Annotated in this window: 10 protein-coding genes and 1 pseudogene; 4 read left to right on the forward strand and 7 right to left on the reverse strand. The window is 62.5% G+C overall.

What is annotated here, in order from left to right; genetic code table 11:
- Positions 1–50: 50 nt before the first annotated feature.
- The 4 genes and pseudogenes from KSS90_RS26015 to KSS90_RS23470 form a co-directional block, all read left to right on the forward strand.
- A pseudogene (locus KSS90_RS26015) lies at positions 51–1,112 on the forward strand (methyl-accepting chemotaxis protein); the annotation flags it as partial.
- 141 nt (positions 1,113–1,253) lie between these two features.
- The gene (locus tag KSS90_RS26020; RefSeq protein WP_437180102.1) at positions 1,254–1,967 is read left to right on the forward strand and encodes a methyl-accepting chemotaxis protein; all 714 of its coding nucleotides are present in this window, start codon (positions 1,254–1,256) and stop codon (positions 1,965–1,967) included.
- Positions 1,968–2,123: 156 nt separating this feature from the next.
- Positions 2,124–4,067 (forward strand): methyl-accepting chemotaxis protein, encoded by a 1,944-nt coding sequence (locus KSS90_RS23465; protein ID WP_217867465.1) that lies wholly within the window; start codon positions 2,124–2,126, stop codon positions 4,065–4,067.
- Positions 4,068–4,562: 495 nt separating this feature from the next.
- Positions 4,563–5,591, forward strand: a complete 1,029-nt coding sequence (locus KSS90_RS23470; protein WP_217867466.1) for an RHS repeat-associated core domain-containing protein — start codon at positions 4,563–4,565, stop codon at positions 5,589–5,591.
- Positions 5,592–5,690: 99 nt separating this feature from the next.
- On the opposite strand, the gene KSS90_RS23475 is transcribed toward KSS90_RS23470, so the two are convergent.
- From KSS90_RS23475 to pip, 7 genes are all read right to left on the reverse strand, one after another.
- Positions 5,691–6,425, reverse strand: coding sequence for an amino acid ABC transporter ATP-binding protein (locus KSS90_RS23475; protein WP_217869847.1), 735 nt, complete (start codon positions 6,423–6,425; stop codon positions 5,691–5,693).
- Positions 6,418–7,380 carry an amino acid ABC transporter permease gene (locus tag KSS90_RS23480; RefSeq protein WP_046853904.1) on the reverse strand — a complete coding sequence of 321 codons (963 nt, stop codon included), beginning with the start codon at positions 7,378–7,380 and terminating at the stop codon, positions 6,418–6,420. Before KSS90_RS23480 ends, KSS90_RS23475 begins: the two co-directional genes overlap by 8 nt.
- 78 nt (positions 7,381–7,458) lie before the next feature.
- Entirely contained in the window at positions 7,459–8,256 is a 798-nt protein-coding gene (locus KSS90_RS23485) for a transporter substrate-binding domain-containing protein (protein WP_167335937.1), read from the reverse strand.
- A gap of 261 nt (positions 8,257–8,517) precedes the next feature.
- Positions 8,518–11,091 (reverse strand): glucans biosynthesis glucosyltransferase MdoH, encoded by a 2,574-nt coding sequence (gene mdoH, locus KSS90_RS23490; RefSeq protein ID WP_217867467.1) that lies wholly within the window; start codon positions 11,089–11,091, stop codon positions 8,518–8,520.
- Positions 11,084–12,820 carry a glucan biosynthesis protein G gene (locus KSS90_RS23495; protein ID WP_217867468.1) on the reverse strand — a complete coding sequence of 579 codons (1,737 nt, stop codon included), beginning with the start codon at positions 12,818–12,820 and terminating at the stop codon, positions 11,084–11,086. Before KSS90_RS23495 ends, mdoH begins: the two co-directional genes overlap by 8 nt.
- Before the next feature lie 263 nt (positions 12,821–13,083).
- On the reverse strand, positions 13,084–13,521 hold the full coding sequence (gene dtd / locus KSS90_RS23500; protein ID WP_217867469.1) for a D-aminoacyl-tRNA deacylase: 438 nt from the start codon (positions 13,519–13,521) through the stop codon (positions 13,084–13,086).
- Positions 13,518–14,489, reverse strand: coding sequence for a prolyl aminopeptidase (gene pip / locus KSS90_RS23505; protein ID WP_046853900.1), 972 nt, complete (start codon positions 14,487–14,489; stop codon positions 13,518–13,520). The genes dtd and pip overlap by 4 nt, the downstream gene beginning before the upstream one ends.
- Positions 14,490–14,573 lie beyond the last annotated feature (84 nt).

The following is a 14,573-nucleotide window of genomic DNA, read 5'->3' on the forward strand; positions in this document are numbered from 1 at the left end:
CCTATGCAACAAAACAATAATCCGCACTGCCGCGCGCCGGGGAGTCGTCTATGTACCGTTGGTTTGCCCAGTCACTGGGAAATGTAAGCGTCAATCGCAAGTTGGGAATCGGCTTCGGCCTGGTACTGCTGCTCACCCTCGGTATCACCTTTACAGGTTGGCTGGGCATCGACAGCGTCACCAGCCGTGGCGACAAGCTCGGCAACATCTCGGTGATCCACCAGTACACCCAGGACTTGCGTCTCGCCCGCCTGGCTTACGAACGCAACCGCGACGCCGCCGCCGTGGCCGACCTGGAGAAGGCTCTGGGCAACCTCGAGCGCCAGGTGCAGTTGATGCTCGGCCAGATTGAACTTTCCGCCGACCGCCAGCGCCTGGACAAGCAACAGGATGCCGTACGCCAGTACCAGCAAGCCTTCGCCGAGCTCAGGCAGGCCGGCCAGCGCCGCGAGGCCAGCCGCGGCACCTTGGGCGACAGCGCCGACAAGGCCGCCGACCTGATCGGCAAGGTCCAGCAGCGCCTGTTGCAGGGCGGGGACATCCAGCAGTACCAGGAGGCCGTACAGGTCGCGGCGCTGCTGCAGCAGGCGCGCTTCCAGGTACGCGGCTACACCTACAGCGCCAAGGCCGAATTCCAAGAGACCGCGCTCACCGCCATCGACCAGGCCCTGACCGTGCTCAAGGCCCTGCCCACCAGGCTCCCGGCCGAGTTCGCCGCCAGCCTGGACGACGCCGCCAGCGCGCTGGCCGCCTACCGCGACGCGGTGAACCAGTTCGGTAACGCCCAGGCCGCCAGCGAGCAAGCGTTGACGCGCATGTCCGCACAGGGCCAGGTGCTGCTGGACGCCAGCCAGCAAATGACCGTTTCGCAAACCACCGTGCGCGACCAGGGCACTCAGCAGGCCAAGACCCTGTTGGCCGGTGCCACGACCCTGGCGTTGCTGTTGGGGGTGCTGGCCGCCTTTACCATTACCCGGCAGATCATCGTGCCCCTGCGTCAGACCCTCGCCGCCGCCGAGCGCGTAGCCAGCGGCGACCTGCGCCAGGACCTCAAGGCCAATCGCCGCGACGAACTGGGGCAGTTGCAGGCGAGCATGCAGCGCATGACCCAAAGCCTACGCGAGCTGATCGGCGGCATTGGCGACGGCGTGACGCAGATCGCCAGCGCCGCCGAGGAACTGTCGGCGGTCACCGAACAGACCAGCGCCGGGGTCAACAACCAGAAGGTCGAGACCGACCAGGTCGCCACCGCCATGAACGAAATGGCCGCCACCGTCCAGGAAGTGGCGCGCAACGCCGAACAGGCCTCGGAAGCGGCACTGATGGCAGACCAGCAGGCCCGCGAAGGTGACAAGGTAGTGGGCGAGGCGATCAGCCAGATCGAGCGTCTGGCCAGCGAAGTGGTCAACTCCAGCGAAGCGATGAACCAGCTAAAGGCCGAGAGCGACAAGATCGGCAGTGTGCTCGATGTGATCAAATCGGTGGCCCAGCAGACCAACCTGCTGGCGCTCAACGCCGCCATCGAGGCGGCTCGCGCCGGCGAGGCAGGCCGTGGCTTCGCGGTGGTCGCCGACGAAGTGCGCAGCCTGGCCCAGCGGACCCAGCAGTCCACCGAAGAAATCGAAGATCTGATTGCCAGCCTGCAGAATGGCACCGAACGCGTGGCCGGCGTCATGGACAGCAGTCGCGCCCTGACCGACAGCAGCGTGGAACTGACCCGCCGCGCCGGCGATTCGCTGGGCACCATCACCCGCACCGTGTCGTCGATACAGTCGATGAACCAGCAGATCGCCACCGCCGCCGAGCAGCAGAGCGCCGTGGCGGAAGAGATCAACCGCAGCGTGATGAACGTGCGCGACATCTCCGACCAAACCTCGGCAGCCAGTGAAGAGACCGCCAGCTCCAGCGTCGAACTGGCGCGGCTTGGAACGCATCTGCAAGGGCTGGTCGGGCGCTTCCACCTCTAATCTAGGACACAGTGGGTCGCGGGATTAATCCTGCGACCCGACGCGATTTTTCCTACCCAATTTGCAGGTCGAGTCCGACAGCTTCTGTGCCGATGACCAATGACCATGACGGCATTGTGCCGCTATGGCCATTTCTCAACTGGACGGAGACCTGCCATGCTCGGATACCTCGATCGCACACTCGGCAACCTGGGGGTCGGTTTCAAACTTGCCCTGGGCTTCGCCGTGGTGCTGATGCTGACGCTCGCCACCACGATCAGCGGCTGGCGGGCACTGGACGGCGCCATCAACCGCTCGGAACAGCTCAGCGAAATCGTCGCCATTACTGACCTGGTCAAGGACCTGCGCGCCGAACGCATCACCTATCGCGTGCTCGCCGATGACACCAGCAGAAACAGCATCACACGTATTCTCGACGAACTGCATGACCGCCTGACCACACTTCATCAGCGCAGCACGGTCGATCAATCCCGCCAACTGCTAGCACAGAAGTTGGCAATGCTGCAGCGGCTCAGGGAGGACTACATCCAGTTACAGCAGGCTGTCGACAAGCGGCAGACCTTGCGCACCGACATGCTCCAGCAAGTAAAGGCCCTGGAGCAGGTGATCGACGACTTACAGACCCAAGCGCTGCTGAAAATGCCAGGTGACGGCCAGCAAGGCAGCGTACTCGGGGCGATGGACACCTTGAGCCGACATATCGATTCAGCCAACCAGCAAAGTTTGATTCCCGCGTACGCTTTTTCGCCCAGAGAGGCTTTCAACGAGGTCGGCGATACTGCCCTGAACGCCGCCGACACTAGCCTGGAGCAACTCCTGCGCAGCCTGGCCCCCCTTGGCCTTTCGCGCTCGCTGCTGGCACGACCGCAGACCGAGCTTGCCCGTTACCGCCAGGTCTTGGCGCAGTATCGTGACGAAGCCATGCGCGTCGAGGGCCTGCAGGAGAGCATGGAGAAGATGGGTGAAGAACTCGCCACCGTCAGCCTGGAGCTAAGCCAGCGCAAGATCGACCAGCGCGACAGCGAGGCACTCGCTGCCCGTACGCTCCTCAGCAGCGTCGCCGTTCTCGCGTTACTGGTCGGTGTACTGGCGGGGTGGCTGATCACCTTGCAGATCACACGCCCACTACACCAGGCCCTGGCCCAGGCTTCGCGCATCGCCAAGGGCGACCTCAGCAAGGTGGAAACGGTCTCGCGGCGTGACGAGATGGGGCAATTGCAGGGCAGCATGCGCGAGATGACCCTGAGCCTGCGCGAACTGCTGGGCGGGATCGACCAAGGCGTCGATCATCTCTCGAAAGCCGCGGCCGAGCTCGCCACCTCCAGCGTGGACACCCGCGAACGCATAAATCAGCAACGCGAGGAAACCGATCAGGTCGCCACTGCGATGAACCAGATGAGCGCCACTGTCCAGGAGGTGGCGCAGAATGCCGAGCAGGCATCGATGGCGGCCTCCGATGCCGACACACAGGCGCAAATGGGCGACCAGGTGGTCGCCGAGGCCATCGCACGGATCGAGCAACTGGCACGACAGATGGACCACTGCCTGGAAGCGATGGGCCATCTGGCCGGTGAGAGCAACCGCATCGGCTCGATTCTCGACGTCATCAAGTCCGTTTCGGAACAGACCAACCTGCTGGCGCTCAATGCTGCTATCGAAGCGGCCCGCGCCGGCGAGGCAGGTCGTGGCTTCGCCGTGGTCGCCGACGAAGTACGGGGCCTGGCCCAGCGAACCCAGCAGTCGACCGAAGAGATCGAGCAGTTGATCGACAATCTGCATCGTGGCACCGACGAAGTCACTGGTCTGCTCGACAATAGCAAGCAGCTCACCGAGCAAAGCGTCGAACTCAGTCGCAAGGCCGGTGATGCCTTGGGCCAGATCACCGCGACAGTGTCGACCATCCAGGGCATGAACCAACAGATCGCCACGGCCAGCGAGCAACAGAGCGTTGTCGCCGAACAGATCAACCGCAGCGTGATCAATGTACGCGATGTGTCGGACCGCACCAGCACAGCCAGTGAGCAGACCGCGGCTTCGAGCGGGGAGCTGGAGCACTTGGGGCAGCAGTTACGGGGCATGGTGGGGCGGTTCAGCCTTTAGGCCTTCCGGCCGTGCGTTCAAATCTCCAGCCCCGGGGTTTGGGTTTGGCTTTGGCTTTGGCTTTGGCACTTACAACTATAAAAACTGACGCCGATTGACTTTGACTCTCAGAGCGTGTGTTTTCAAAGTTGTATGCGCATTCATTTGCGATGTCGACGCACAGTCACCTTTTCGCCTTTACGGCGACCTTCTTTTGCACGCGGGCAAAGAAGGCAAAAACCGCTCGCTCCATTCATCCGGCCCCTACGCTTCGCTCCGGGGTCCCCTCACTCCGGGCTCGCTCCGGGAGGACGCGCCGACGGGCCATCCATGGCCTGATCGGCGCTTGACGGGCATCCATGCCCGTCACCTTCCTGCGCAAGCCCTCCGTTCGGCCTCCTGAAGTCGCAATTGGTGGCGCCTGAACTATCGCGCGCTTAGAAGCAAGATCAAGAGCAAATAAAGAGCAGATATGTTGGTTTTGCTAGGGCATGTTATGCACGGCGACAAGCATGAATGAAAAGTCGCCTGCCCGGGACTCAGCGCGGGCTCGCTCGACCTGCCATTTTTGTCAGTTTACCGAGTTCCGGGGCCTGGACGATACTCCGTGAGTATTCTCCTTTCACGACCGGAGTATGGCAGGTGGATAAAAAATACGTACCTTATACAAAGAACTCCATTTTCGCGTTGGGTAGTCCACCGCATACGCGACGATATGCGCTGGCCCAATCCAGACTTCTGGCGACCGACTTATCCAAGTCCATACTGCTGACCGCCCAGGGCAAAGCCCAGCAAAACAACGCCTATTCGCCCTATGGTGAACTGCGACCCGGTTGCGCGCGGAACCTGTTGGCTTATAACGGCGAATACCTGGAGCAGGCAGGCTTTTATCTGGCGGGACATGGTAACCGTGTTTACAGTTACAAGCTCATGCGTTTTTTATCTCCGGATCGGACCGGAGTATTTTTACAGCGAAACTACAATGCCTATGCCTATTGCAACGGCGACCCGATCAATTATAGCGACCCATCTGGAAACGTTGGAACCCTTAAGCAACTCGCTCAAAAAACCCTTATTTCACATGGAGACAACCCTATCGCTGCCGCAGAGATAACAAGACAAAGATTTAATGCCAGACTCATTAAGACCGGGAAACTCCTCGAGGAATTTAAATCCACTACAGACTCAAAAAAACAACTCACAGAGATACTATCGATATCGATGCAATACCAAGATGAAAAAATAGACACCGCAACAGCAGAGCAATCACTGCATAAACTGCTACCCTTTACACTTGAGGGCGGGGCGGCACATAAAAAAATGCTCAACCTCAGCCCAGAAGAAATAAAAAAATATACCAAAACCACCGAGCATAAAGCTTTCAAAGTTGAAAAAATACGCCGAGAAATAACTGACCTAATACCGTTGCTGGAGGCTGAGGCAATTGCATATTTCGACGCGTTGAGCACCGTGAAAGCGGCTATGAGCGCTATTTATCGCCAACACTGGCAATCAGCAAATGAAAACCTCCGTATACGGCAGTAGCCCTGGTTAAAGCTTCACAGGGTTCGTGAGAGCGGTGTTGCACCGCCCCCACACCGTTGCTGCCAGGCGGCCATTACCGGGCATGAGCAGTTGCTCCCCCTACAGCACCTGGCGCAAGAACGCCTGGGCCCGTGGGTCCTTCGGCGCATCGAAGAACGCCTTTGGCGGCGAATCTTCCAACAGCTTGCCGTGATCGAAGAACAACACCCGATCCGCCACTTCCCGGGCAAAGCCCATCTCGTGCGTCACGCAGACCATGGTCATGCCTTCCTGGGCCAGGGTCTTCATTACATCCAGCACCTCGCCGACCATTTCCGGGTCGAGCGCCGAAGTCGGCTCATCGAACAACATCACCTTCGGATCCATCGCCAGGGCACGGGCGATGGCCACCCGCTGCTGCTGGCCACCGGAGAGGCGCGACGGGTACTCGTTGGCCTTCTGCGCGATACCGACCTTTTCCAGCAACGCCCGGGCCTTGGTTTCTCGCTCGGCCTTGTTGCGCTTGCGTACCACCTTCTGCGCCAGGCACAGGTTTTCCAGCACGGTCATGTGCGGGAACAGGTTGAAGTGCTGGAACACCATGCCGACTTCACGGCGGTAGGCGTTGATGTCGGTCTTCGGGTCGTCCAGCTGCACGCCGTTGATGGACACATGGCCCTGGTCGAAATGCTCCAGGCCGTTCAGGCAACGCAGGAAGGTGGACTTGCCCGAGCCGGACGGGCCCAGCACCACCACCACTTCGCCCTTGGCGACCTGGGTGGTGACGCTGTCCACCGCACGCACCACCTGGCCACGGGTGTCGAAGACTTTAAGCAGGTCACGGACTTCAATCACTTTGCGCAAGCCTCCGCTCGAGCCGGCTGGCGATGTGCGACAGCGGCAGGTTGATCAGCAGGTACAGGCCCGCCACGCAGAACCAGATCTCGAAGGTCGAGAACGAGGTGGTGATGGCCTCGCGACCGCTCTTGGTCAGCTCGGTGATGGCGATCACCGACACCAGCGAGGTGTCCTTGACCAGGCTGATGAACTGCCCGGCCAGCGGTGGCAGCACGCGCTTGAACGCCTGCGGCAGGATCACGTGGCGCATCGACTGGGCGCCGTTCAGGCCCAGCGAGCGCGCCGCCTCGTTCTGGCCCTTGGCAATCGACTGCACGCCGGCGCGGACGATCTCGGCCACGTAGGCGCCGGTGAACAGCGCCAGCGCCGCCACCCCGGCAAACTCGCGGCTCAGGTTGAGCACGGTGCCGATGAAGAAGTAGAAGATGAAGATCTGTACCAGCAGCGGAGTGCCGCGCACCAGTTCGACATACACCGTGGACAGGTCGCGCAGGGTGGGGTTGCTCGACAACCGGCAAAGCCCGGCGAACAGGCCGATCACCAGGCCCAGCGCGCCGGATATGACCGAGATCCACAGCGTGGTCCAAAGACCCCAGGCCAAAGGGCCAGCGGCCCAGTGACGGGTGACGCCGATGGCATCGCCCTCGGCGACGTCGTCGCCACGGGCCAGCAGCATGCTGTCCTTGGCCACTTCGACGACCTGGGTGTCGCCGCTCTCGTCCTTCAGGGTGACCCGGGCGTTGTCGCCGGACACCACGATTTCCTCGACCGTGCCAGGGTTGGCGGCACGCTGGGTTTCCTCGGCCTTGTAGGCGAAGTATTGCGGAACGCGGTTCCAGCGCCACTCGTAGGAAATCATCGAGGTGGCCAGGTACAGGCTGATCGCCAGGCCCACCAGGACCAGCGCGGTCAGCCCGTGCCAGGGCCACTGTGCTTTCTTGTGTTTGATCACGTGGGGTACTTCCGTAAATGCGAACGCGCAGGGCTTGCCTGCGCGTCGAGGTCAGCGCTTGGGTTTTTGACCCGGGCCTTATTCCATTTCCTTCAGCCAGTCCTTGTTCTTGAACCACTTGTCGTGAATACGATCGTAGGTCCCGTCATGCTTGATCTGGTGCAGGAAGTTGTTGATGTAGTTGATGCTGTCGTAGTCACCCTTCTTCAGGCCAAAGGCCAGCGGCTCGTAGGTGAAGGGTTCTTCCAGGAACACCAGCTTGCCGGCACCGGCCTTCTCCACCGCCACCACGTTGTAGGGCGAGTCATACACGAAGGCGTCGGCCTTGCCGTTGACCACGTCCATCACCCCTTCCTGCTCGTTGTCGTAGCCGTGGTACTTGGCCTTGCCGATCAGCTTCTTCGCGACCATTTCGCCGGTGGTGCCGAGCTTGGAGGTGAGGCGGTACTTCTCGTTGTTCAGGTCCTTGTACGACTTGATCTCGCCCGCCAGCTCCTTGCGGATCAGCAGGGTCTGGCCGACGACGATGAAGGGCTCGCTGAAGTTCAGGCGCAGGTTGCGCTCCTGGGTCAGGGTCATGCCACTGCCGATGAAGTCGAACTTGTCGGTCATCAACGCAGGGATGATGCCGTCGTAAGCGGTGGAGACCATCTCCAGCTTGACGCCCATGGACTTGGCCATGGCCTTGAGGATGTCGACCTCGAAGCCGATGATCTCGCCACGTTTGTTGGTCATTTCGAACGGCATGTAGGTCGGGTCCATGCCCACACGCAGGGTGCCGCGCTTGACCGCGTCATCGATGGCGCCGGCCTGGGCGGTGGCTACCGCAATCAGGGCGGTCGCACCTACCAGCAGTCGCGACAGGTATTTCTTCATCATCACCAAGTCCCCTAGCAAGAAGTACGCAGATTTTTCTTGTAAGCACGGTCCGACAGACCGATGCGCAATATCGGGACGGATGCTAACGCATGCGTGAGCTGGGACCTAGAGCCGGGGGGGACTTTGTTGGCCAAAAGATGGCGAAGAGCGAGGGCTTTGCCCTCGTATCGCCGGCAAGCCGGCTCCCACAAGAATAGTGTTGCACCTGTGGGAGCCGGCTTGCCGGCGAAAGGGCCGCGAAGCGGCCCCAAGGAAGGGTCAGGCGCCCGCCAAGGCTGGCTGGACCATGTGCTCCGGATGCAGCGGCAGCAACGGCGAGTGCGGGTCGTTGGCGATGGAAGCGCGCCATACATCGATCCACGCCGTGTTGTGGCCGGCCCATACCTGCTCGTGCAGGCGCGACAGCGCCACCGGGTCGCTGAGCAGCGCCAGGCGGGTGTTCAGGTCCAGGCCCTGTGGCCCCACTTCCAGCGCCTTGGCCACGCGCTCAACGCGCAGCGCCTCGATCGGCGCCGCCTGGCCGTGACGCGCCGTGGCCATGGCGCAGGCCAGGGCGTTCTGGCGCGGGTCGACCACGGCCCGGACGAAGCCGTCGTGCAGGGCATGCCAGCGGTTCTCGTGGGTGTACTGGTCGGTGGCAAGCAGCTCCTGCGGCGTCGCGTACTCCTCAGGGATGAGGAACAGCTTCTCGTCCTTGGCCGCCAGGCCCAGGCGGGTGCGGCTGGAGATCACCGAAACCGGGATCGACAGCACCAGCGAGCCGACGATCGGCGCCAGCCACCACAGGAAGCTCGGGTTCAGCCAGGCCACCAGCCCGGCCCAGGCGATGCCCAGCAGGGTCTGCGGACCATGGCGACGCACCGCCTCGCTCCACGGGGTCGAATCGTCGTCACGCTGCGGCGAGTTCCAGGTCGCGGCCCAGCCGAGGAACGCGGCCAGGACGAAACGGGTGTGGAAGATCATCCGCACCGGTGCCAGCAGCATGGAGAACAGCATCTCCATCAGCATCGACAAGGTGACCTTGATCCGCCCGCCGAACTCGGTGGCGCCCTTGGCCCAGATCAGGATGACGCTGAGCAGCTTGGGCAGGAACAGCAGCACGATGGTGGTGGAGAACAGCGCGATGGCCTTTTCCGGATGCCACTGCGGCCACAGCGGGTAGAGCTGGAACGGCTCGATGAAGTACTGCGGCTCCATCAGGGTGTTGGTCGCCAGCAGCGCGGTCGACAGCACCAGGAACAGGAACCACAGCGGCGCCGACAGGTACGACATCACCCCGGTGAGGAACACTGCGCGATGCACCGGGTGCATGCCCTTGACCAGGAACAGGCGGAAGTTCATCAGGTTGCCGTGGCACCAGCGGCGGTCACGCTTGAGCTCGTCGAGCAAGTTCGGCGGCAGCTCTTCGTAGCTGCCCGGCAGGTCGTAGGCAATCCACACGCCCCAGCCGGCACGGCGCATCAACGCGGCTTCGACGAAGTCGTGGGAAAGGATCGCACCGGCAAACGCGCCCTTGCCCGGCAACGGCGCCAGGGCGCAGTGCTCGATGAACGGCTTCATGCGGATGATCGCGTTATGGCCCCAGTAGTGCGACTCACCTAGTTGCCAGAAGTGCAGACCGGCGGTGAACAGCGGGCCGTACACGCGCGTGGCGAACTGCTGCATGCGCGCATAGAGGGTATCCATGCCCGAGGCTTTCGGCCCGGTCTGGATGATGCCGGCGTCCGGGTTGGCCTCCATCAGGCGCACCAGGCTGCTCAGGCACTCGCCGCTCATGACGCTATCGGCGTCGAGCACGACCATGTACTTGTAATCGCCGCCCCAGCGACGGCAGAAGTCGTCGAGGTTGCCGCTCTTGCGCTTCACCCGGCGCCGGCGGCGACGGTAGAAGATGCGACCGAAGCCCTTGGTCTCGCGACACACGTCGAGCCAGGCCTGTTGTTCGGCCACGGCGATATCGGTGTCGTTGGTGTCGCTGAGCACGAAGAAGTCGAAACGATCGAGGTTGCCGCTGGCGGCCACCGACTCGAAGGTCGCCCGCAAGCCTGCGAACACCCGTGGCACGTCTTCGTTGCAGATCGGCATCACCAGCGCGGTACGCGCCTCGGCGGGAATCGGCTCGTTGCCGGCGCTGCTGCCGGAGATGCGGTACTTGTCACGCCCGGTGAGCAGCTCGAGGAAGCCCATCAGCGCGGTCCAGAAGCCCGCCGACACCCAGCAGAACAGGATGCCGAAGAGGATCAGGATGGACGTCTGCAGCGCATACGGCCACACCTGCACCACGGTGTCCCACAGCGGCTGGTGGATGACTTCGTCGAGGTCGACGAACGACCAGCCCTGGTAAGGCAGGATGCCTTTCATGTACCAGCCGGCGACGATAGTCTGGCCGATCATCAGGGTGAGCAGGATATAGCGGCGGATCGAGCCGACCGTGCGCCAGCGCGCCGGCGGCAGCTCGCGCTTGGGCGGCTGCGGGGCGTTGGTGCGACCGGTCATGCGCCGCCACATGCGGATCAGCACGTTGGTGCGCCACGGCTCGGGCACGACCTTGGTGCGTTTGATCGGTGGGGCGATCTTCAGGCACAGGCGGCCGCTGCCATCGACGCCGAGCATCTCGGCCTCTTCCAGTTCGGCGGCGCTGCCTACGGTAAGACGGGCCCCCACCGAAGCCTGGACGGCCTCGGTGGTGGCGGCGGCCGGGTTGGCCGCCAGGCGTTGGTGCAGCTCGCTGAACGAGGTGCAACGGGCGAGTTCCGCGCGCTGCTCGTCGCTCAGGGGGAGGTGGGCCAGGTATTCGCCAAGCGATTCCGGCCTTGCGCTTGAGTTACTCATCGGCAGGCAACTGATAGCTCCAGGTCTCGGTCAGCACCTTCTCGGTGGTGGCCGGGGCCCCGTTGGTGGATGCCGCGTCGGCGGCGGGTTGCTCGGCAGCCTGCTCGGCCTTGGCTTTCTCAGCCTTGGCGTGGGCGTGCTTGGCCGCGGCCTTGTCCTGCTTGGTTTCCTTGGCGGGCTTCGGTTGCTCGACCGGCACGTCACGCAGCAGCGCGGCGCGCATCTCGGTGGACTTCTTCGGATCCTGCACCTTCAGGCGCAGGGTCAGGCGCCAGCCTTTGGTTTCCGGGTTGTAACGCAGGTTGTTCTCGACCACTTCGGCATTGTCGCCGACGCTGACCTGGCTGCGCACGGCGGTGTCCGCCGGCAACGCCGCAAGGTTCGGGCCGATGAAATCGACCAGCAGGGCAACGCTGCCGTCGGTCTGGCGGATCAGGTTGGACTGCTTGACGTCACCGGCAGAGCGCAGGGTCTGCTTGACCCAGCCCAGCTCCTGCGAGTGCAGCTGGTCTTCCTTGATGGTCCAGCGCAGGCGGTAGTCGTACTCGAACGGCTTGCCTGGCTCAGGCAGCTTTTCCGGGCTCCAGAAGGCCACGATGTTGTCGTTGGTCTCGTCGGCGGTCGGAATCTCGACCAGGTCGACGGTGCCTTTGCCCCAATCACCCTTTGGCTCGATCCAGGCACTCGGACGCTTTTCGTACTCGTCGTCGAGGTCTTCATAGTCGCTGAAGGCGCGCTGGCGCTGCAGCAGGCCGAAACCACGCGGGTTCTCGACGCTGAAGTTGCTCACGGCCAGGTGTTTCGGGTTGTTCAGCGGACGCCACAGCCACTCGCCGTTGGCGGCATGGATAGCCAGGCCTTCGGAATCGTGCAGGGCCGGGCGGTAGTTCATGACCTTCGACGGCTGGTTGGGGCCGAACAGGTACATGCTGGTCAGCGGGGCGATGCCCAGGCGGCTGACGTTTTCACGCAGGTAGACGCGCGACTTGACGTCGACCAGGGTGTCCTCGCCCGGACGCAGGGTCAGCTTGTAGGCACCGGTGGAGCGCGGCGAGTCGAGCAGCGCGTAGATCACCAGGTGCTTGTCGTTCGGCTTGGGCTTCTCGATCCAGAATTCGCGGAAACGCGGGAATTCCTCGCCCGACGGCAGTGCGGTGTCGATGGCCAGGCCACGGGCCGACAGGCCATAGCGGTGGCCCTTGCCGACCACGCGGAAATAGCTGGCGCCAAGCAGGGTCATGATCTCATCCTGCTTGTCGGCCTTGTTGATCGGGTAGAGCACACGGAAACCGGCATAGCCGAGGTTCTTGGTGGCATCAGCGTCATGGGGCACGTCACCGAACTCGAAGCGGCTCGGGTCGTATTTGATTTCCTTGACCTTGTTGGCGGTGATCTCGTTGATGGTCACCGGCGTGTCGAAGTGCATGCCCTGGTGATAGAAGGACAGCTTGAACGGCGTCTTGTCCTTGGCCCACTCGGCCTTTTCCTGCAGGAAGCGGATCTTCTGGTAGTCGGCGTACTTCATGTCGCGGAACACCGGTGGCAGGTTGCTCTTCGGTGCCTCGAACTTCTGACCGGCCAGATCCTTTGCCTTGGCTGCAACATCGTCCAGATTGAATGCCCACAGCTGGCCCGCGCTCATCAGGCCGACCAGCGCCACGCCGGCCAACAGGGCCTTGCGCAGCCGGGTACCGGGGATTCTAGGTGCAATACAGGGGCTTACAATCACGAGCAATCCTCGCCGAAAACAGATCATGAAACCAACGGCCAGCGACAAATGCCGGGTTGGCGAGCACTGTTCGGACCCCGTGAGGGCGTAATGATTCCCCAAACGGATCCTGACAATGCTCGAGTCAAAGTGAAACGAACCTGCGAACGCAGGTTCATGCAGCGCGCGATTATCCAGCAGGTCGCGTTACAACGCATCAGGCTGAACAAACTATTTATCGTACAAAACCCCTTGTTTTTCGACAAACAAAGGGTTTTTTGACCTCATATTTGTAACATAAATGTTACCGGGCCATCATTGACCAGATGCACCTGCATGTCGGCACCGAAGCGACCACTGGCCACAACCGGGTGCTGTCCCTGTGCCTGAAGCAGCAAATAGTCGAAAAGCTCGGCACCGAGCGCCGGTGGCGCAGCCGTCGAAAAGCTCGGGCGCATGCCGTTGCGGGTGTCGGCGGCCAGGGTGAACTGCGACACCAGCAGCAAGCCGCCGCCGACATCCTTGAGCGAGCGGTTCATCTTGCCCTGCTCGTCGCTGAACACCCGGTAGTTCAGTAGCTTGTGCAGCAGTTTGTCGGCATGCTCGGGCGAATCGCCAGGCTCGACCGCCACCAGCGCCAGCAACCCTTGGTCGATGGCCCCGACGATCTCCCCCGCCACTTCCACCCGTGCGCCGCGCACACGCTGGATCAGCCCTTTCATGCCTCTTCCAGAGGCAGGTCGAGCAGACGCCGAGCCATCTGGTCGGCGGCGCGCACCAGGGCGTCGGTGATGCCCGGTTCGGAGGCGGCGTGACCGGCGTCGCGAATCACTTTCAATTCACTGTTCGGCCAGGCCTGGTGCAGCTCCCAGGCGTTGTCCAGCGGGCAGATCACATCGTAGCGGCCATGCACGATCACGGCCGGCAGATGGGCGATCTTCGGCATGTCGCGGATCAGCTGATCCTGCTCGAGGAACGCGTTGTTGGTGAAGTAATGGCATTCGATGCGGGCGATGGACAGGGCGCGCTGGGGTTCGGAGAAGCGGTCGACCACCAACGGGTTCGGCCGCAGGGTGGCGGTACGGCCTTCCCAGGTGGACCAGGCCTTGGCCGCGTGCATCTGGGCGATCTGGTCGTTGCCGGTCAGGCGCTTGTGGAAGGCCTTGACCAGGTCGCCACGCTCTTCCGGTGGAATCGGCGCGATGTAGTCCTGCCAGTAATCGGGGAACAGACGGCTGGCGCCCTCCTGGTAGAACCAGCTGATTTCCTGCGGGCGGCACAGGAAGATCCCGCGCAGGATCAGACCATGCACGCGCTCGGGATGGGTCTGGGCATAGGCCAGCGCCAGGGTGGAACCCCAGGAGCCGCCGAACAGCACCCACTTGTCGATGCCAAGGTGCTCGCGAATGCGCTCCAGGTCCTCGACCAGGTGCCAGGTGGTGTTGTTCTCCAGGCTCGCATGGGGCGTGGAGCGACCGCAGCCGCGCTGGTCGAAAGTAATGATGCGATACAGGTTGGGGTCGAAGTAGCAACGGCTCTGAGCGTCGCAACCGGCGCCCGGGCCGCCGTGGATGAACACCACGGGCAGACCTTCAGGCGAGCCGCTTTCGTCGACATACAGCACATGCGGCGCTTCCACGGCCAGATCGTGCCGGGCGTAGGGTTTGATCTGCGGGTAGAGGGTCTGCATCGCGCACTCCGTGTGAGGTTTGGTTCGGCCGTGGGCCATCATAAACCTGAATTGCCCTTTGAGCATGCCCCTCGTCCTGCCCGG

It is taken from the genome of Pseudomonas maumuensis (genome assembly GCF_019139675.1).
GTDB lineage: Bacteria > Pseudomonadota > Gammaproteobacteria > Pseudomonadales > Pseudomonadaceae > Aquipseudomonas > Aquipseudomonas maumuensis.

What these genes read in the sequence shown, in the direction of transcription:
- KSS90_RS26020 (WP_437180102.1), top strand. Translation starts at nt 1,254, where the DNA reads ATGAACGAAATGGCCGCCACCGTCCAGGAAGTGGCGCGCAACGCCGAA.
- KSS90_RS23465 (WP_217867465.1), top strand. Translation starts at nt 2,124, where the DNA reads ATGCTCGGATACCTCGATCGCACACTCGGCAACCTGGGGGTCGGTTTC.
- KSS90_RS23470 (WP_217867466.1), top strand. Translation starts at nt 4,563, where the DNA reads ATGAAAAGTCGCCTGCCCGGGACTCAGCGCGGGCTCGCTCGACCTGCC.
- KSS90_RS23485 (WP_167335937.1), bottom strand. Translation starts at nt 8,256, where the DNA reads ATGAAGAAATACCTGTCGCGACTGCTGGTAGGTGCGACCGCCCTGATT.
- mdoH (WP_217867467.1), bottom strand. Translation starts at nt 11,091, where the DNA reads ATGAGTAACTCAAGCGCAAGGCCGGAATCGCTTGGCGAATACCTGGCC.
- dtd (WP_217867469.1), bottom strand. Translation starts at nt 13,521, where the DNA reads ATGAAAGGGCTGATCCAGCGTGTGCGCGGCGCACGGGTGGAAGTGGCG.
- pip (WP_046853900.1), bottom strand. Translation starts at nt 14,489, where the DNA reads ATGCAGACCCTCTACCCGCAGATCAAACCCTACGCCCGGCACGATCTG.